General features: G+C 40.7%; 18 protein-coding genes. 12 read left to right on the forward strand and 6 right to left on the reverse strand.

Translation table 11 applies throughout. The annotated features are described in order from the left end of the window. The first annotated feature begins 66 nt into the window (after nucleotides 1-66). The 6 genes from OO007_RS03125 to OO007_RS03155 all read left to right on the forward strand — a co-directional run bounded on the left by OO007_RS03125 (nucleotide 67) and on the right by OO007_RS03155 (nucleotide 7,310). On the forward strand, nucleotides 67-1,311 hold the full coding sequence (locus tag OO007_RS03125) for an ABC transporter substrate-binding protein (RefSeq protein WP_325807707.1): 1,245 nt from the start codon (nucleotides 67-69) through the stop codon (nucleotides 1,309-1,311). After that, a complete protein-coding gene (locus OO007_RS03130) occupies nucleotides 1,308-2,150 on the forward strand; it encodes an ABC transporter permease (protein ID WP_325807708.1) in 843 nt (280 codons plus the stop codon). Before OO007_RS03125 ends, OO007_RS03130 begins: the two co-directional genes overlap by 4 nt. Before the next feature lie 184 nt (nucleotides 2,151-2,334). Beyond that, nucleotides 2,335-3,945, forward strand: coding sequence for a sigma-54-dependent Fis family transcriptional regulator (locus OO007_RS03135; RefSeq protein ID WP_325807709.1), 1,611 nt, complete (start codon nucleotides 2,335-2,337; stop codon nucleotides 3,943-3,945). 185 nt (nucleotides 3,946-4,130) lie between these two features. Beyond that, nucleotides 4,131-4,679 (forward strand): OsmC family protein, encoded by a 549-nt coding sequence (locus OO007_RS03140; protein WP_325807710.1) that lies wholly within the window; start codon nucleotides 4,131-4,133, stop codon nucleotides 4,677-4,679. Between the two features lie 19 nt (nucleotides 4,680-4,698). After that, on the forward strand, nucleotides 4,699-5,832 hold the full coding sequence (locus OO007_RS03145; RefSeq protein WP_325807711.1) for an acyl-CoA dehydrogenase family protein: 1,134 nt from the start codon (nucleotides 4,699-4,701) through the stop codon (nucleotides 5,830-5,832). A 95-nt stretch (nucleotides 5,833-5,927) separates the two neighbouring features. Next, nucleotides 5,928-7,310: an FAD-dependent oxidoreductase gene (locus OO007_RS03155; protein ID WP_442784326.1), complete on the forward strand. Its 1,383-nt coding sequence runs from the start codon at nucleotides 5,928-5,930 to the stop codon at nucleotides 7,308-7,310. Between the two features lie 25 nt (nucleotides 7,311-7,335). Here the strand turns inward: OO007_RS03155 and OO007_RS03160 are convergent, their stop codons facing one another. From OO007_RS03160 to OO007_RS03170, 3 genes are all read right to left on the reverse strand, one after another. Further along, nucleotides 7,336-8,565, reverse strand: a complete 1,230-nt coding sequence (locus OO007_RS03160) for a class I SAM-dependent methyltransferase (protein ID WP_325807712.1) — start codon at nucleotides 8,563-8,565, stop codon at nucleotides 7,336-7,338. An 81-nt stretch (nucleotides 8,566-8,646) separates the two neighbouring features. Continuing rightward, nucleotides 8,647-9,240 (reverse strand): NUDIX hydrolase, encoded by a 594-nt coding sequence (locus OO007_RS03165; protein WP_325807713.1) that lies wholly within the window; start codon nucleotides 9,238-9,240, stop codon nucleotides 8,647-8,649. 206 nt (nucleotides 9,241-9,446) lie between these two features. Further along, the gene (locus tag OO007_RS03170) at nucleotides 9,447-10,061 is read right to left on the reverse strand and encodes a DUF4124 domain-containing protein (RefSeq protein ID WP_325807714.1); all 615 of its coding nucleotides are present in this window, start codon (nucleotides 10,059-10,061) and stop codon (nucleotides 9,447-9,449) included. 174 nt (nucleotides 10,062-10,235) lie between these two features. Here OO007_RS03170 and OO007_RS03175 point away from each other — a divergent pair, with 174 nt between their 5' ends. The 4 genes from OO007_RS03175 to OO007_RS03190 all read left to right on the forward strand — a co-directional run bounded on the left by OO007_RS03175 (nucleotide 10,236) and on the right by OO007_RS03190 (nucleotide 12,099). Beyond that, nucleotides 10,236-10,598, forward strand: a complete 363-nt coding sequence (locus OO007_RS03175) for a DUF4870 domain-containing protein (protein WP_325807715.1) — start codon at nucleotides 10,236-10,238, stop codon at nucleotides 10,596-10,598. A gap of 26 nt (nucleotides 10,599-10,624) precedes the next feature. Then, the gene (locus tag OO007_RS03180; RefSeq protein ID WP_325807716.1) at nucleotides 10,625-10,873 is read left to right on the forward strand and encodes a DUF2164 domain-containing protein; all 249 of its coding nucleotides are present in this window, start codon (nucleotides 10,625-10,627) and stop codon (nucleotides 10,871-10,873) included. Nucleotides 10,874-10,953: 80 nt separating this feature from the next. Then, a complete protein-coding gene (locus OO007_RS03185) occupies nucleotides 10,954-11,349 on the forward strand; it encodes a DUF2391 family protein (protein ID WP_131904567.1) in 396 nt (131 codons plus the stop codon). Between the two features lie 261 nt (nucleotides 11,350-11,610). Next, nucleotides 11,611-12,099: an Lrp/AsnC ligand binding domain-containing protein gene (locus OO007_RS03190; protein WP_325807717.1), complete on the forward strand. Its 489-nt coding sequence runs from the start codon at nucleotides 11,611-11,613 to the stop codon at nucleotides 12,097-12,099. Between the two features lie 15 nt (nucleotides 12,100-12,114). On the opposite strand, the gene OO007_RS03195 is transcribed toward OO007_RS03190, so the two are convergent. Continuing rightward, on the reverse strand, nucleotides 12,115-12,513 hold the full coding sequence (locus OO007_RS03195; protein WP_131904569.1) for a hypothetical protein: 399 nt from the start codon (nucleotides 12,511-12,513) through the stop codon (nucleotides 12,115-12,117). Nucleotides 12,514-12,576: 63 nt separating this feature from the next. On the opposite strand from OO007_RS03195, the gene OO007_RS03200 reads away from it, so the two are divergent. After that, entirely contained in the window at nucleotides 12,577-13,257 is a 681-nt protein-coding gene (locus OO007_RS03200; RefSeq protein ID WP_325807718.1) for a M50 family metallopeptidase, read from the forward strand. 132 nt (nucleotides 13,258-13,389) lie between these two features. Here OO007_RS03200 and OO007_RS03205 read toward each other — a convergent pair whose 3' ends face one another. Next, entirely contained in the window at nucleotides 13,390-14,154 is a 765-nt protein-coding gene (locus OO007_RS03205; protein WP_325807719.1) for an ATP-binding protein, read from the reverse strand. Between the two features lie 388 nt (nucleotides 14,155-14,542). Between OO007_RS03205 and OO007_RS03210 the strand changes: the two genes are divergently transcribed. Next, nucleotides 14,543-16,717, forward strand: a complete 2,175-nt coding sequence (locus OO007_RS03210) for a glutamine synthetase III family protein (protein WP_131904572.1) — start codon at nucleotides 14,543-14,545, stop codon at nucleotides 16,715-16,717. A gap of 173 nt (nucleotides 16,718-16,890) precedes the next feature. Here the strand turns inward: OO007_RS03210 and OO007_RS03215 are convergent, their stop codons facing one another. After that, nucleotides 16,891-19,032, reverse strand: a complete 2,142-nt coding sequence (locus tag OO007_RS03215) for an immunoglobulin-like domain-containing protein (protein WP_325807720.1) — start codon at nucleotides 19,030-19,032, stop codon at nucleotides 16,891-16,893. Nucleotides 19,033-19,101: the final 69 nt, after the last annotated feature.

Genomic DNA, 19,101 nt, shown 5'->3' on the forward strand with positions numbered 1-19,101 from the left:
TCACGAATATTACTTTTTTAGCCTACTAACCTAGAAGCTAGATAAACCATAAATCAGGAGTTAACCATGAGCAAATACGAAGATGATAAACTGGATTTAGATTATTTGAATAAATATGAAATGAGTCGCCGTGATTTCATGATGGATGTGATGGCAATGGGAGGACTGGCAGCAGGAATGACTATGCCAGGGCTTGGTTTTGCCAACGCTACTCCTCCCGATGATGAAGTGGTTAGAATTGGTTACCTTCCTATTACTGATGCAACCGCATTATTAGTTGCTCATGGAATGGGGTTCTTTGAAGACGAAGGCCTTAAATCAGAAAAACCTACATTAATAAGAGGCTGGTCTCCATTAGTTGAAGGATTTGCCGCTGGAAAATTCAATTTGGTGCATTTTCTAAAACCTATCCCTGTTTGGATGCGTTATAACAACGCTTTTCCTGTAAAAATTATGTCATGGGCTCATATTAATGGTTCCGCTTTAGTCGTTGGTAAGCACACTGGCGCAGAAGACTTTAAAGATCTGGGTGGTATGCAAGTTGCAGTGCCTTATTGGTACTCTATGCACAATATTGTTCTGCAGATGGGTTTACGAAATGCTGGATTAAAACCTGTAATTAAAGACCAAAGCGAAAAACTGGCTAAAGATGAAGTCAATCTCACTATCATGCCACCTCCTGACATGCCACCCGCATTAGCAGCGAAAAAAATTGATGCATTCATCGTCGCAGAACCATTCAATGCATTCGGAGAGATGAAAGCAGGCGGCAAAATATTGCGCTTCACTGGTGACATGTGGAAAAACCACCCATGTTGTGTCATTTGCATGAATGAAAATACAGTGAAAGCCAAACCTGAATGGACACAGAAAGTTATGAACGCCATTGTTAGGGCAGAAGTCTATGCACAAGAAAACAAAGAAGAAGTAGCAATGATGATGTCCAGAGACGGCAAGAAATATTTGCCTATGCCGGGTAAGGCAGTAGTTCGTGCAATGACTGCTTATGATGAAACTAGCTACGAAACGCCCAACGCAATTCGTAATAAAGCCGAGTTTGAAAATGGAAGAATCGATTTTTCACCCTACCCTTATCCTTCAGCGACAAAGTTAATTATTGAATCGATGAATGAGACGCTTGTCGGTGGAGATAAAACCTTCCTCAAGAAACTGGATCCTCAGTTTGTTGCAGATGATCTGGTTGACTATAAACATGTAAAAGTGGCTATGGAAAAATATAAAGGCTGGGAAAAAGCACCGGGAGTTGATCCCGCCAATCCTTTTGAAAGAGAAGAAGTGGTGAAGATATGAGTTCTACACAGCCATTCAGTACTACCACATTTGATATTGCAGAAAGTGGCATAGATTGGAAAAAGTTTGGCTATACGTTACTTTCTCAAGTCGGATACCCAATAGCAGGAATAGCAATCTTAATATCCGTTTGGTGGCTGGGCGGCTGGGCAATTGCCAGCAACCCTGATACAGAATCATTTGCAGATTTTGCTCCTGCTCCAGCATTTAGTAAATTACTTGAGCTATTAGCAAATGGTTATATATGGGAGGCCGCAATTCCAAGCCTCGAACGAATTGGCTTGGGTCTGTTGTGGGCGATAGTAATTGGTGTTCCGGTAGGGGTTGCAGTTGGCTTATACAGTAATCTTCAAAAGCTAACGAATATCCCGTTTCAATTACTACGCATGATAAGCCCTTTGGCATGGATGCCAATAGCCGTTCTCGCTTTTTCGACATGGAGCGGCGCGATTGTTTTTCTCATTGCTATAGCAGCGGTTTGGCCGATTCTATTTTCAACAGCTCAGGGAGTTCGCCGTATGGATCCTCTCTGGTTCAAAATAGCTAAAAATCTTGGAGCAGATAGTTTAAAGATGTTAAGCAAAGTTATTCTTCCAGCTATCGGTCAGGATATTTTTGCAGGAATTCGTCTAGCTGTTGGTGTCGCCTGGATTGTACTTGTTCCAGCAGAATATCTTGGTGTTACGAGTGGTCTTGGATATGCAATAAATGATGCACGTGACACTCTTGAATATGACACCTTGGCTGCTATGGTTGTGGTGATAGGTATTATAGGCTTCTTTCTTGATGGCCTATGTGTTTTTTTGATAAAGAAATTTAGCTGGCATCAGGAAGGCTAGACGTGTAAATCCCCTATTTACTATGAAATACTGTTCTAGCACTCTTTCAATTTAAATTCATACCTTTAAACAAAAAAGTCCTAAAATGCCTATATTCATTTCAAATTGAATATAGGCGGTCTAGCCTATTTGGCTTAAATCTTGCTTAATTCTTTTTACACAGTAAAAGAATTGGATATCAAGCATGATTCAAAGAATCCCAAACACGTCAACAGAATCAGAATTACTGGTCATAAGCCAGGCAGCAAAACTGATTACTGATGCCTCGAATCCCAGACCTGCTATTGAAGGAATATTAAGATTACTCTCTGAGTTACTGGGACTCAATCGCGGACGAGTCGTTTTACCTTCTGAAAATTCTGAACTTTTATCTATTACTTATTCCTATGGTTTGACTGAGGACGAAAGGACAAAAGGTAATTATGTTATTGGAGAAGGTATAACTGGTAGAGTATTCAAATCCGCTCAGATTGCACTGATTCAAGATATTGATGATGAACCTATTTATTTAACTCGAGCTGTAGATCGAATAAATTTACCAGAGGAAGCTGTTGCATTCTTAGCTGTACCTATCATCCTTGACGAACTCCCTATTGGCGTATTGGCGACACATCGATTAAGAAATAGAAATCGACCCTTCCAACGTGATCTAACTCTTTTACAAATAATTGCCACATTGATTGGTCAAGTACTTCAAGTTAAAAGCTTGATTGAAGAGCGAACTGCAAATTTACTGTCTGAAAACAAATTATTGCGTAATCAGTTAGAAAGCAAAGCTGCAAAGTACGGAATCATTGGAGAAAGTCAGGCGCTTCAACAGGTTGTACAACAGGCATTACAAGTCTCAAAAACTAACGCTACCGTTTTATTACTAGGAGAATCTGGAACAGGTAAAGAAAGATTTGCTCGTCTGCAACATCTGGCTAGCGATAGAGCTGATGGACCATTTATTGGAATCAATTGTGCCGCCATTCCAGCTACATTAATTGAATCAGAATTATTTGGTCATGAAAAAGGCGCTTTTACGGGAGCGACTTCGATGAAAAAAGGTAAAATAGAAATGGCAAATGGAGGCACGCTTTTTCTTGATGAAATTGGTGACCTTGAACTTGATTTGCAAGTTAAACTTCTTAAGGTCCTTGAAACGCGCTCCATTCAAAGAGTCGGCAGCAGTAAGGATTTTTCGATAGATGTTAGAATTTTGGCGGCTACTCACCAAAATTTACAAGAAGCTGTAAACGAACAACGCTTTAGACTCGATTTATTTTATCGTTTAAATGTCTTTCCTATTCGACTACCTCCTTTACGTGCGCGACATGGTGATGTGCCACTATTGGCTCAACACTTTTTAATTGCGGCAAATGAAGAATACGGAAAACAATTAAACTTCTCCATCTCTGCATTGGAATTATTAGAAAATTACTCCTGGCCTGGAAATATCCGTCAATTAGAAAATTTGACAAAACGAGCAGTATTACTTTCTACCAAAAACACAATTGATCGGGTATTAATAAAAAAAATATTACAAGAAGAACAAGGAATAGTATCTCCAGCTTCAGATAAAAGAATGAAAGTAGATAGTTATGAGCATATCAATAATTTTAACTCAAATAATTACAATGAGATCAATGTCTTACGTCCTTATTCTCGTATTCGAAAAGATGAAATAGGAGAAATTCAAAATGCTCTGCGTCACAATCGTGGGAATAAAACTAGGGCTGCAATTTCTTTGGGTCTAACTCCCAGACAGTTAAGATACAGAATGCAAAAACTTAAAATATCATCCGATACTTAATGTTAACTAATCAGAATGGACAAAATGTCAGCATTTAAACAGACATTGTCGACAATTGATTAGGAAATAAAGATGAAAATCACTAAAAATAACACAAGCCATTGAATTATATAAACTTATAGACTTTGGCACGTTAGTTGCAATTTTCAGATTAACTATTTTTCATTAATCTGGAGATTAAAACCATGTCAACTTCACCACAAACAATCGCAAAATCAATGAGCTGCCTTCGCCCTTTAGATGCAGAAGGTCTAAAAAACTTAGGAGAAAAAGGCAAAGCTAATCCTCAATCAGTAGTCACCTTAAAAGCTAAAACAGTCTGTGAAGGCCAATTCCGTATGCAGACCTATGTTCGAGATCTTGAACCCATGTTGATTGATGAACCACCCCACTTATTGGGTGAAAATAATGCCCCAAACCCATCAGAAGCCGTGCTCGCTACATTAGGAGCCTGTCTTGCTGTTGGTGTACATGCAAATGCGACGGCTCAAGGTGTTTCTCTTTCAAAATTAGAACTTGAATTAGAAGGCGATATAAATGTAACAGCGGTATGGGGGACGGGAGATCTTGATGAAGCTAAAACACTAGGGTTTTCTGCAGTACGCGTCAAAATTGATGCTGAAGGTGATGGGAGCAAAGAGCAAATTGATGAAATTATCTCGCACGCAAATGTATGGTCACCCGTTGCTAATACATTAAGAAATAATGTTGAAATTGAAGTGGTTCCTGCATAATAAAAACTAGGAGTTTGATATGAATAGCATAGCCTCAAATCTATTGAACACAGATACCCCCTTAGATGAACTACTTGATGCGACTCGAAAAATAGTCGATACAGATTTGAAACCCTTAACCGTAAAAATCGATTTAGAAGGTTATTACCCCGAATCTGTAATGCGCAAATTAGGTAGTGAAGGTGTCTATAGACAGCATTTATCAGATATGCGATCCAGCGGCATACCAGACATGGGAGCAGCGATCCAGGCAATGGGTGTTGTTTCGCATGAATGTATGTCTACAGGATTTGCCATATGGTGTCAGGATACCTGTGGCTGGTATATTCAAAATGCTGCGAATTCAACCGTTCGAGACAACTGGTTAGGCAAAGTATCGAGTGGAAACGTTTTAGGTGGAACTGGCATGTCTAATACCATGAAAGCATTTGCTGGAATTGAAGATTTACGTCTAAAAGGAAAAAAAGTTGATGGCGGTTACATTGTTAATGGCAATCTTCCCTGGGTCTCCAACTTAGGAAAAGATCACGTTTTTGGCACTCTTTTTGAACTTGAAGGACACCCAGGTGGCTCCGTAATGGCACTTGTGGATTGTAATTCAGAAGGTTTTGAGCTTCGATTATCAGCACATTTCGTAGCACTTGAAGGGACACGAACATTCGCTTGTATTTTTAAAGATGTATTTATCCCAGATGAGATGATCATTGATGATGATGGTGCTGCGTTTTTAAGAAGATCACGCACCGGTATAGTTCTTTTACAGCTCGGCATGGGAATTGGAAATATACAATCCTGTATCGATATTTGCAGATCTGTTGAACCACTGTTGGGACATGTGAATGGCTATCTTGATGATAGACCTAATGAATTACAAGAAGAGTTAGATGACGCCGTAGAAGCGGCTTTAGTTCTTGCTGAAGAACCTTATGAGACTGATGATGATTACTTCCGTGAGGTGTTACAACTTCGCTTGACTGCTGGTGAGCTTGCTCTTAAGGCCTCACAGTCCGCCATGCTTCACACCGGGGCACAAGGTTATCTTCAGACAGCCCCAGCGCAGCGTAAATTACGTGAATCTTATTTTGTTGCGATTGTAACGCCTGCGATAAAGCATCTGAGAAAAGAGCTCGATACTTTGGCGCAAGCAGCGTAGAAAAAATAATACGAGGGTACAGTGAAGCACTTTTCAGCACGTTACCATTTGACGATGATATCGCTATATTAGAAGAAGTACCCGGAGACTTAAGAATGAGTACGGAAGAATTTCAACGTTACGTATGTGACGCATGTGGATTTATTTATGATGAAGCACTAGGGGATCCTGATTCTGGGTTACTCCCAGGAACGCGATATATTGATATACCAGAAGATTGGGAGTGCCCTTTATGTGGCTTAACTAAAAGTGATCTTCGTCTTTTACCTGAAGTAGCGGCACTCCCTCAAATAAATCGAACTTCTTCACGATCACAAAAAATCAATAAAGGCAGTGAACACACGACTGTAATAGTAGGTGCAGGTATTGCAGGCTGGTCAGCAGCGGAAGCTTTACGAAGGAAAGACCCAGAAAGGTCCATTCTCTTAGTTAGCGCATGTAAAGGTTATGTTTACCCAAAACCTGCAATTTCATTGGCATTGAGTCAGGGTAAAAAAGCAGAAGATTTAATCAGTATGGATGCCGAAGCAAAGGCACTCGAACTTGGTATTGATGTGCGTACAGAAACCCGAATTATGCGTGTTGATACCAACAAGAAACGATTAGTAACAGTTAAAGGTGGAATCGAATACGACAAACTGATATTGGCGATGGGCGCTCATCAAAAAGAATTGCCAATTACAGGGAATGCGGCAAGGAATATTTTAAGTGTCAATGATTTACAAACGTATAAGAAACTCTGTGAAAAATTGGAAAATGAGATTAAACACATCACAATTCTTGGTGCTGGTCTTATTGGGTGTGAATTTGCAGACGACATAACTAAGGCAGGTTACAAAGTCACTGTTATTGATCCACAACAACAACCTCTTTCTGCTTTACTACCTGAAGCTATGAGCAACGAACTTGTACAGAAGTTAAGTGATAATGGCGTTGAATGGAAATTTGGCGCCACGCTTGATTGCTTGAATAATGATGTTGATGGCGCTTATGTTGCAGTATTGTCAGACGATAGCATTTTAAAAACTGACCTTGTCTTGTCAGCAGCGGGACTGATTCCAAATACCAAACTAGCAACAAAAATGGGCTTGAAAATCGACAAAGGAATATGTGTAAATAATGATATGCAAACCAGTAATCCTGATGTTTATGCAATCGGAGACTGTGCATCGGTAGAAGGGGAAGTTTTTGCCTTTATCGAGCCTATTAAACGCCAAGCTGAGACTATCTCTGCAGATATAACGGGTCTACAGGAAAAATTCTTGTCTTTACCACCATTGGTAAAAGTAAAAACACCTTCATTTCCATTAAGTATTTGCCGTCCAATAGGAGTAGATGATTTTGAGTGGACTACGATTTCAGATCAGGAAAAAGGTGGATATTTTGAACTTCGTGAAGGTGAAAATATAGTAGGGTTTGCATTAAGCGGCGATTTGGCATCAGGCGCAGGCTCTATTTATAAACAACTAAGTAGCTAATAATTGGTAACTCATATAAGGATTACTAAACTTCTTTTACTGTGCCCCAAATGGCGTATACAGGGTCTGAGGTTTTTATCTCGTCAAAATGCTGATCATCCGCTGGCCTTGGCATGCCACGTTTCGAATAGGTATTTAAGTCACTAAATAATCCTGAGTCTCTAAAGTATTCCAGTACCAGTTGCATTCTTTCGAATGGGTGAAGTTGCGACCACAGCGTAATTGCTTTGCTGGGAAAGCAGCGCTCGGAAAATGTCACCACAAACTTTCCACCGGGTTTAATTACCCGCGCTACTTCTGTCATGATTTTTAATGGGTAGGTTAAGTACTCTATTGACGCCGTACAGATTGCCGCATCAAACTGGCCATCTGCATAAGGCAAAATCTGCTGAAGGTTTATATCCTGAACCGTGAAATCGTTCAGTCGTTTATTTGCTTTCAATTCTTCCTGATTCATCCCCAAACCAGTCACATGAGTCAATGATAATTCATCACTAAGGGGGGAGCTCCAACTGCTCATTAAATCGAGCACTCTGGAATGCTTGTTGAGTAAAGTATTGTGCAGCTGAGTAATTTCAGCAATGGCTGTAGCATCCAGATGATGAACCATGCGCGGCTCTTTATAAAACGCTGCATCATCCGTTTCATCTAAGCGTTTAAACGGATATTCGTCAAAGTAGGAAGGCTCGCCATACTCAAAAGGTACTTGCATGCCGGGGCCTCTGTTACAGACCAGTTTGCCGATATGTTTTTTTCTTTTTATTTCCTGATCAGCGGCCGTTGCCGATGATGTTTCAGGCTCAAGCCATTCGACGATAGTAGCGGATAAGGTTAAAAAGTATTTCGCCAAGGGATGATTGCAATCACCCGTCATATTCTCGCCTTCCATAGACATTATACGGAAGGGGTTTAAATCTCTTGGGTCAGTGCCGAGTCCTTTGCAAGCTACCGCACTCGGGAAATAGCGGTATAACTTGGGCACAATATTCTGACCACGAAAGGTCGTGTCAAAATCCTTAACGTTAAAGGTTTTAACTTTATCCGGGTCGAATCCAGTGCTTAGTAAGCCATTAGCCGGAAAGGTTTCTGTATTGCTCTCGCCTAGTGCTAATGCTTTCAGTTTATCAGCGAAACCTTCAGGAAAAACATCCTTGGTTAAATCGATATCTTCCGCATGAAAGACATCACAATGCTGGGCTGTGGCGCTGACCCAACTCAATGAGAAATCTATTTTTGCCCGGGTATTTTTTATCATTAGAAATGGTCTTTGAAATTACTGGGAAGTGTTTTTTGTCTGAAATCACTGATGTTACTGATGCTGCCAATACAACCGATACTAGGTTTTATCGGTATTCAGGTATTTTTTCGGCACCTGATAAACCAGGTTGTGTACCTGATAATCAATTAGTTGACTGCGGTGTTGTTTTTTTCGGTCGTCAAAATAGCATTGTAAGGTTTGGGTGATGACGTTAAATGCCATCTCTGACCATGGAATATCTTCTTCATCAAACAACTGCGTCTCAAGGCTTTCGATACCGGGTGAAAAGCTATTACCCACGATATCACCCTTGAAAATCATATACACCTGATTGATTTGGGGCATGCTCATGACTGAATATAGTTTGAGGTTATCAAGCTCTACGTTTGCTTCTTCCTGCGATTCTCTTAGGGCTGCTGCTTCTACCGTTTCACCGTTTTCCATAAAGCCTGCAGGTAACGTCCATAAGCCATAACGAGGCTCAATCGCACGCTTGCACAGCAATACTTTTTCTCTACCATCATCACCCATGATTAAGGGCAAAGTGCCAGCAACAATATTGGGATTTTGATAATGGATTGTCTCGCAGGAAACGCAGACATAGCGCAGGCGATTATCATTTTCAGGAATTGCCTGATCTACTTTTTCACCACATTGATTGCAGTACTTCATCCGCCAATTAGCCTCAAAGAAATGTTACAACAGGATAACGAGACACAACGTGATATTGCAAATACCCCTGTTAACTCTTTACTGTTTTTTTGATTGTAGCACAGCGAATTGAGCTTCTTATCTTTGACGTTATTCTAAGTAGTAGAATCACTCGCAAACATTAAAAAGTAACAACCAAAGCCACCCCCCTACTTTGGGGCGTTTTTTTATTGGTTAGGTGTTGAACTCGCTACATTATTGTTAGTTGCAGGTTTTACCGCTGAGTTTTTCTTGAATAACTTAGAGAAACGAAGAACGGTGAAGGTCACAGACTGACTCTTTAACACTTTGCCCGACTCGTTGATTATGTTGACGTTAATGGTGTGATCACCACGTGCCAGATTAGTGAAATTATTCGTACGAGAACTACCTTTCGCGACTTCTTTGCCATCAATCGAGAACGTGATCGCATGACCCGGCTTTAGTTTTGGCTTAAGGCTAATTATCGCAGAGACATCACCATCATTTGCACGAATAGGTTGATTCGCCTTTGGCGCGATAAAGGATAAGGTTGTGTAAGCGCCAGCGGTTGCCTTCGCTTTTTCTTCTTGTTGATAAGGATCAGATTCTTTCGGGAAATTCACAGGCTTCCACTGCTCACCGTAATTCTCTATCACCGTAAGTTTTGGCATATTCATACGTTCCGCTTTTGCATTCGCGGGAGGTTGGTCACCATATTGCGTATTACCATGTGCATCTTTCCACTTATAAAAACCTTCTGCCAATGCCGCAGTTGCGAAAGTGCATGAAAGAATAAGTAACCAATGTGTTATGGTTTTCATCTGATTTACCTTGAAAAACATGAATATGGCATGATTATAACAAAATAGAGCGCCGTGCTAGATAAATTCCGATAACCGCGACATTATCAATGCATTATAGCCACTTAAACGCCCTATTAGACGTATAGCTTACACACATAGCCTGTTAGAAATAAATATACCAAAGGAACAACAATGAGTAATGATTTACTACCGCAAACCCCAGAAGAACGTAAATGGGCTAGCGCTATGCATGCGGCAGCTTTAATCGGATTATTATTAGCCCCCGGATTAGTACTCGGCCCTTTAATTGTGTGGTTTCTTAAAAGAGGGGACAGCCCGTATCTTAACGAACAAGGCAAAAAAGCGATTAATTTTCAGCTGACTATATTACTTATTGTGTTTGTCTTCGCATTATTGTCGGTGATTATTAAACCACTGCTCGCGATCGCTTTTATGACTGGCTTTGGTGGCATTATTTTTGCGGGAATGGCAGCATTTTCTGTGTATAAAATTGGAGATTTCCAGTATCCATTTTCCCTTTCAATCATAAAATAAGTCCTACAGATTGAGGAAGCACCAACATGAGTGAGATTACCTTTGCAACCGAAGAAAAAACTGAAATCGTTCACAAGGTGCAAAAATACTTTAGCGATGAGCTCGATCAAGACATCGGCAGTTTTGATGCTGAATTCTTAATTGATTTTTTCACCAAAGAAATCGGTGCACACTTTTACAACCGTGGTTTATTAGATGCGCAACAACTGGTGACAGAGAGAATGGATGAAATTGGGTATTCGATTCAAGAGTTAGAAAAACCAATAAGCCGTTGATAACTGCTATGCTAAACAATAAATAACTCAAACAATCAATAGCTTCACCAATACGTCCGTTTAAAACCCAAGGAACCACTATGAATCTAAGCTTTAACTTAGAAGATGCCAGTCAGGTTGCGATTGGATCGTTTGCCTTAGCCGTTCCTATTTCATTCTCGGAAGAAGCGTGGAGAATCGGAGAAAAGCTGCCCTTATCAAATCTGTTTCTGGTCTTCATCTTGTCGGTGACTTTCCTTAGCTTTTTCGCTTATGGCAGCGTGTTTCAATCAAACATCAAATATAGAGTTCCCGTATTTGTGGTGCGTATTATTATTGCCTATTTGATTGCTGCATTTGTTGTCGCGCTGGTGCTGTCTTCGCTGGATAAATTCCCATTACTGACGGAACCAGATATCGCATTAAGACGGTTGATTGTGATTACAATGCCTGCTTCCATGGGCGCTATTATTGTGGATAGCTTCGATAAAGAGTAAGTTTTCAATAAACTGTAACAATCTTTAAAAAAGTGCCCGTAAGTAGGGGGGTGGCTTAATAAATTTACTACTGATGCTTAAAATTCTTTCTCTTTAGATTTGTTTTAAAAATGCCAATTGAATGACATAGTTACGCTTGGCCACTCTCTACTGTTTCGCACTAGTCTCGATTTATTATGGCAATCATCGAAAAATTATTTTGCTGAATTTGCATAAACTTCCTAAAATATACTCGTAGATAATAAAAATACAGTAAATATTATGGCAATAGAAACAGATGAAATAAAAAATCTCGATAGAATCGATCGCCGCATTCTGCAAGAAATGCAAAACAATGGGCGAATTTCGTATGTTGATTTAGGGAAGTTAGTAGGCTTAAGTACGTCACCTTGCCTGGAACGCGTTAGACGACTGGAAAAACAAGGCTATATCAAAAGTTACACCGCAAACCTGAATGCCGATTTACTGGGCTCTGGCTTATTAGTATTTGTTGAAATCAACCTCACTTATCGTAAAGCTGATGTATTTTCTGAATTCAAACAAGCCGTAGCCAAGTGGCCACAAATTCAGGAATGCCATCTGGTTTCTGGCGACTTTGATTATCTATTAAAAATTCGCATTGAAAATATCGCGATATATAGGCAATTACTCGGTGATATCTTACATACTTTGCCAGATGTTAGAGAATCAAAAACCATGGTTGTGATGGAAACAGCGGCGGAAACGAGCAAGATAGATTTAAAGGCATAAAGCCGAACTCGTCGTTTATATAACCCTTCCAAATCCCCAGGAAAATGCCAGATTAAGCTGACCCATGCCGCCAACTCTTACGCCATGAAACATCGTTTCCGCCATTTTGGTTGAGCCTCTTAAGCGAGCGACATCAATCATTAATTCAGCATCAGCAACCAACCTTTCAACATCTTCACCGGGATAGCCTGCCCAATATTTTAAGTCGTGTAAGAAACATGCCTGATAGATACTTTTGCCGCCAGTCACATTCGGCCACATGGTACAACCATCACTAACAAACACCAGCGCAGGTGGATCATTTTTTATTTTCAGCCACAAGTCAGGCAGATTAAAATGTTCGCAAATCTCTTTTATTCTCGGCAAAGGGACTTCTTCATTGATCTCAGGTAGCTTGAAAGGTTTTTCTGACATGATTTAATCCACTTATGATCCACTGGTATAATGAGCCTGATTATAGACTTAAATGTAAACCTTATGCATATTGACGAAAGAGCCAAAGACAAAGAACCCGCATCGAAGGCAGAAAAGTATTTTGTGATTATTCTGAGCCTCGCTTTTCTATTTATGATGAGCATGGAAATACTCAGTAATTACGAACCTAAAAAATTAGGCGCATTGTTGTTTGTGGTGTTCTGGATTCCATTATTATTTATTCATGAATTCGGGCACGCCATTATGGCGAAGATGCTTGGTTGGCGCATTGAGAGAACCGTTATTGGCTTTGGTCGCATCCTAGCGCAAACGCGCTTACTTGGTGCTCCCATGGAAATCCGCACGATTCCGCTCGAAGGTTTTGTGCAGATTACACCCAAAACAACCCATTTAGCACGTTATAAACATGCACTGATTTACTTCGCTGGCCCTGGCATAGAGCTCCTTCTATTCTTTCTCATTCTTATCTATCTCGGCGGCGTTGAGGGATTCTTTTCCATTAGCAATGACTATATGCGCATTGCTCTACAAAGCTTTGCTTTTGCAGCACTCGCTGGTGCGGTCATCAATTTAATTCCCATCGGCATAATCACTAAAGACGGCAGCACACCTAATGATGGGATGGGAATTCTATTGTGTTTGTTTTCAACGGGAATGGATTACGAACTGTGGATACGTGAATCTGAAGAAGAGCGAAAAAAGGACAATAGCGCCCCATTTTAGTGATTTTAAATGGGTGAGTTGCTTATGAGTGAATGATTTGAGTACTTTTGGAAACTAAAGCAGGAGGGTTAGCCACCCCCCTACTTTGAGGCATTTTTTTAAATCTGTCTGTTAATAGATTCTATAACTCTATTAAGACTTCCATGAATTAAAGAACTGCTGGGCGATACGTCCTGAACGACTGCCTCTTTCTCGCGCGAATCTATCAGCAAGAACATGCATCTGGGCAATATCGCCTACCTCAATCTCGGCGAACAACATATCTACAATCGAAAAGTATTCATCTTGAGTCATCGGGTAAAACGAAAGTGCTAAGCCGAAACGATCTACCAATGACATTTTTTCTTGTATGGTATCCGAATGATGAATCTCACCCTCTACCAGTGCTGACTGCTCATTGTCTTTCATCTGCTCAGGAATAAGATGACGACGGTTCGATGTAGCGACAATCAATACATTTTTGGGTGGCTTTTCTATCGAACCTTGCAAGGTACTTTTTAGTTCTTTGTAAGTTGTTTCCCCCTCTTCAAAAGAGAGGTCGTCACAAAACACAATAAAACGATAATCCAGATGTCGGATCTCGTCAGTAATATCGACTAAAAAATGCAAATCATCTTTTGATATTTCTATGACTCGTAAGCCTTTCTCATGATAAGAATTTAAAGCAGCTTTTACTAACGATGATTTTCCCGTACCGCGCGCACCCCATAATAAAACATGATTATTTGGCTCAGATGCCATAAACCGTTCCAGATTTTCGGTAAAGGCATTTTTCTGCCTATCGATACACAATAAGCGGTCCATATCCTGTAAATCGATATCCAACACTGGTTTTAATTGTTCTTTTCTAGATCGCCAGCTTGCAGCCAGTGTCTTACCCCAATCTATTCCTTCCATTCCTATCCCTCTTTTGCAAAATGATTCATCTTGGTGCATTTTATGAAATACTCGCACCATTATTGTGCTTCTGTTATTTTTCAGAGCTCGCTTTTATACTTAAGTTTAAGCATTCCTTATAGAATACCCCTATTTTTCCAAGACTTAGAGAAGAATAATTCTAAACACTACTGTATGATGGTTTGGCACAATAATTGCTAACCTTTATAGTGTTTAACTCTAAGTATATTAGCGAAAGAATAGAACATTTTATTCAAGTGCCATACCCCTGATTTTCTGGTGCTTTACTTAGCTTTACACAACACAAAATACACAGATTATCGATGAGTTTTAGGTTGTTAGAATTTATCGATAGTTTTTAAGCATTTAGATAAATAGGAGTATTGAAATGAGTGGAAATGAGTCCCGCGCCCAAGCGGTTTTTCAAGTTACAAACAGCGAGCCGCTAAAGGTTAAGCCACCAAAGTCGCTAGATAAAATTTGGGCAACTGATGTTTTTACTTTAGTAAAGATGGAAGAAGCTTTATCTAAAAAAGCATTTAAGTCGATGAAGAAGACTGTCGAAACTGGCGGTGCTTTAGATCCAGGAACTGCTGATGTTGTTGCTGCAGCAATGAAAGACTGGGCAATGTCTAAAGGCGCAAAATTCTATTCGCACATTTTCTACCCAATGACTGGTGCATCAGCTGAGAAGCACGATGGATTCATTCTTTCTGATGCTAGCGGTAAAGCGATTACTGATTTCACAGGTAGTTTGTTAATCAAAGGCGAGCCAGACGGATCATCATTCCCGAATGGCAGCATCCGTATGACTAACGCTGCACGAGGTTATACTGCTTGGGATCCAACCAGCCCTGCATACATTATGCACACTGATAATGGCGCAACTCTGATGATTCCATGTATCTTCATCTCATGGACAGGTGAAGCACTGGATAAGAAAGTACCTTTACTACGTTCTAACTCAGCGATGAACGACGCTGCACAGAAAGTACTTAAGTTAATGGGCGAAAAAGAAGTTGCTACATTAAACTCAAGCTGTGGTGCAGAGCAGGAATACTTCCTGGTTGATTCGAACTTCGCTAACCTACGTCCAGATTTACTACTTGCTGGTCGTACTTTATTCGGCGCTCCATCGGCTAAAGGCCAAGAGTTTGACGATCACTACTTTGGTGCTATTCCACAACGTGTACAAAACTTCATGCAAGACACTGAAGATCAATTGTACCGTTTAGGTATCCCAGCAAAAACGCATCACAACGAAGTAGCACCTGGACAGTTTGAAATTGCGCCTTATTACGAAGCAGCAAACGTTGCGGCGGATCATCAGCAATTATTAATGACAATCTTCAAAAACACGGCGAAAAAACACGGTTTTGATTGTTTGTTCCACGAGAAGCCTTTCGCTGGTATCAATGGTTCTGGTAAACACGTTAACTGGTCTGTAGGTAACTCTACACAAGGTAACTTACTTGATCCTGGCAAAACACCTCATGAGAACCTAAACTTCTTATTATTCTGTGGTGCTGTTATTCGCGGCGTTCACAAATTTGGTCCACTACTACGTGCTGTTATTGCATCTGCAGGTAATGATCACCGTTTAGGCGCTAATGAAGCACCTCCAGCGATTCTTTCTGTTTACCTTGGTTCTCAAATCGAAGAAATTTTTGAGCAAATCAGAGAAGGTAATCTGGATGGTACGGACGAAGGTGGCATCATGGATATGGGTCTGTCTCAAATCGTTCCATTTGCTAAAGATGCTGGCGATCGTAACCGTACGTCTCCATTCGCATTCACTGGTAACCGTTTTGAATTCCGCGCGGTAGGATCAGAGCAATCAGTTTCTGGCCCATTAATCGCAATGAATACCATGCTTGCTGATTCTTTGAACTGGATTGCTGATGAGCTTGAAACAGAACTAAAGTCTGCTTCTAACAATACTGCGGCTGTTATTGCAGTACTGAAGAAGCTTGTAACTGAGCATGGTGTAGCAATATTTGGTGGTGACGGTTACTCTTCAGAGTGGCATGAAGCTGCAGTTAAAGAACGTGGCCTGAAAAACCTACCTACAACTGCTGATGCGCTTCCTTACCTTAAAGACGAAGCAATCAAAGAGCTATTCGCAAGCACAGGCGTATTGTCTGAAACTGAACTAGCAAGTCGCTTTGAAGTTTATGCAGAGCAGTACATCTTGTCGATTGAAGTTGAAGCTAAGCTAGTAATCAACATGGCTACAACCAGCATCTACCCTGCAGCTACTCGTTACTTGTCTGACGTATCACTAGCATCATCATCTGCTTCTGAGTTAGGTATTGATCTGGATAAGACTGTTGCTACAAGCATTGCTGCTAACATTAATGGCATGATGGCATCTGTTGATAAGCTTTCTGAAGCACTTGCGAAAGAAGACCATGCATCTGAAGAAGAGCACATGCAATTCTGTGCAAACACTATCAGAGGCCTTATGGATGAAGTTCGTGGATATGCTGATGCACTTGAAAGTGAAGTTGCTGATGATCTATGGCCACTTCCAACTTATCAGGAAATGCTATTCATTAAGTAATAGTTAACTGATATTAAAAAAGGTCGCCTAGTGCGGCCTTTTTTGTGCCTGTTAGTTTTTGCTTTAATAAACACAAGTAGGCACTACTCTAGAAATAATTTAGTAAAATTTAGTAATAAGCAGGCATAAAAAAAGACCGCAACTGCGGTCCTTTTTATCATTCAAGTTTAGGGTTAAGGTCGTCCAAAGTTCTGAGTCCAATAATGGGTATATGTTGTTCCCGATTTACTGGATAAAGCCATTCCAACTTGAGTAACGTTTGCATCCATGACGTTTTTACAATGGCCATCACTGTCCAACCAGGATTGAACAGCCTCTTCTGGTGTATCTCTTCCTGTTCCAGCTGAAACATTCTCAGATAATCTAGACCAGCTATATCCGTAAGTCGCAACTCTATCAGTCATGGTACTTTGCTTACTTAATGGATACCCGCTCCAATCCGATACCGTGCCTGACCCATCATGAGAGAATGTATTGGTCTCCGTTAAATCCTGACTATGCTCATACGCCGCTTTATAAAGTTTATCACTCCAGCTTACCGCAGGCGCAGCAGGGAAGCTTCCATACTCGCCACAAGATCTTGCTTGCGCTCTCGCTTCGTTAATTACCGCAAGATAGTTTTGCTGGGTTGATGCGGATAAAACAGGAATCTGATTATCCGAGCTTTCGATGATTGAAACACTACGTGTTACCTCAATCGCTGAATTTCCAGCGGCATCAGAAACATTATAAGTAATCGTAAACGTCGTTCCTGGCGATGCACTGGTATTCACAGTATCACCAGCAATTAGAATTTTTGTCGTGATATTTCCATCGCGGTCATCGTTCGCAGTCGCACCAGATTCAACATAGTTAGCACCCTGAATAACTTCAACGGTTGAAGGTCCGCTTAAGGTTATTACCGGGTCTGTAGTATCAACCGCTGAAACCACATTTACCGTACGAGTCACCTGAGAGGCTGCATTTCCAGCGGCATCCGTAACGTTATAAGTAATCGTAAACGATGTACCAGCGGCAGAATTGGTATTAACCGTATCACCCGCCACAATAATATTGGCTGTAATAGAACCATCGGCATTATCAGACGCGGTTGCTCCTGCATCATTATAAGATGCCCCCTGATCCACACTGACTGGATTTTCACCCAATAGCGATATCACCGGAGGTGTCGTATCAGACGTGGGTGCTGCGATGACTTGCACGTCCATTTCATCAACAGAACTGTCACCATCATTATCAGTCACTTTTAAGGTTAAGGTGTCCGTTCCTGTATCCGTCGGTGTATAGGTGAATGAAGCTGACGTCGCCAAGATAGTTGGCCCTTTGCTCCATTCATAGCTACTTATTGTTCCATCACTATCAGCACCACTTCCTGCGATTAATATACCTTTATTTACCTGGGTAACTTTATCTGCACCGGCATTCGCTGTAGGTGCTTTATTCGGTGTAAACGTGGCTTCGGTTACGACAATTTTGACCGTATCAGTCGCTTCACTTCCATCATTATCCAACACTGACAATGTTAAAGTATCCGTACCAATTTCAGATGGCGTATAGAGAAACGTTGAAACGCTAGATAAAACAGTTCCATCGATTGACCATTCATACGCTGATATCGAGCCATCACTATCTGTTCCACTTCCTACCATTTCAATCGATTGACCTACTTCTACTGTTTTATTACTACCTGCATTAGCCGTAGGTGCTTTATTTGGAACAGTCTGAACAGCGGTAACAACTAAAGAGATTGAATCACTGGCTGTAGCTCCATCGTTATCAGTCACAGTCAAGATTAATGAATCAGTACCTACTGTGGTTGGGGTATAAACAAAAGTTGCGGTTGTTGCCAAAACTTGATCATCTTTTTGCCATGAATATGAAACAATTTTTCCATCACTGTCAGTAGCAGTGCCGGTAATTTCTATACTCTTGTTTACTTCTACCGTTTGATTTCCGCCAGCGCTAACTTCAGGAGAAATATTGACACCTAGCTGCGTAGTTAAGGCCTCTAATTCACTGGTAGAGTCGACTTCTTCAGGAGATAGCTCTTTTACAACGTTATTCAGCTCTGAAAGTGTTTCATTCGTTACACCTAAAACACCGGCTGCAACATAATCATTTATAGTAGGAGCAGTATTACTTTCACCATTTGAATACGCTTTGATTTTCTCAATAGCAGACTCTTTTTCACTGTAGCCTCCGGATGGATCACTATCAGCGCTACTGCTGCTTCCTCCTCCACCGCAAGCGGATAATGCGATTGTTATTAAAATAGATAGACTAGCCTGTAGAACATTCAACTTATTAAAATGCACGATGTACCTCGGGGTTTATTTTTATTGCTAAAATAATTTGAAGAGATGTTTTGAAAACCAATAAATATA

The sequence above is a fragment of the Cocleimonas sp. KMM 6892 genome, assembly GCF_035798195.1.
GTDB classification, from domain to species: domain Bacteria; phylum Pseudomonadota; class Gammaproteobacteria; order Thiotrichales; family Thiotrichaceae; genus Cocleimonas; species Cocleimonas flava.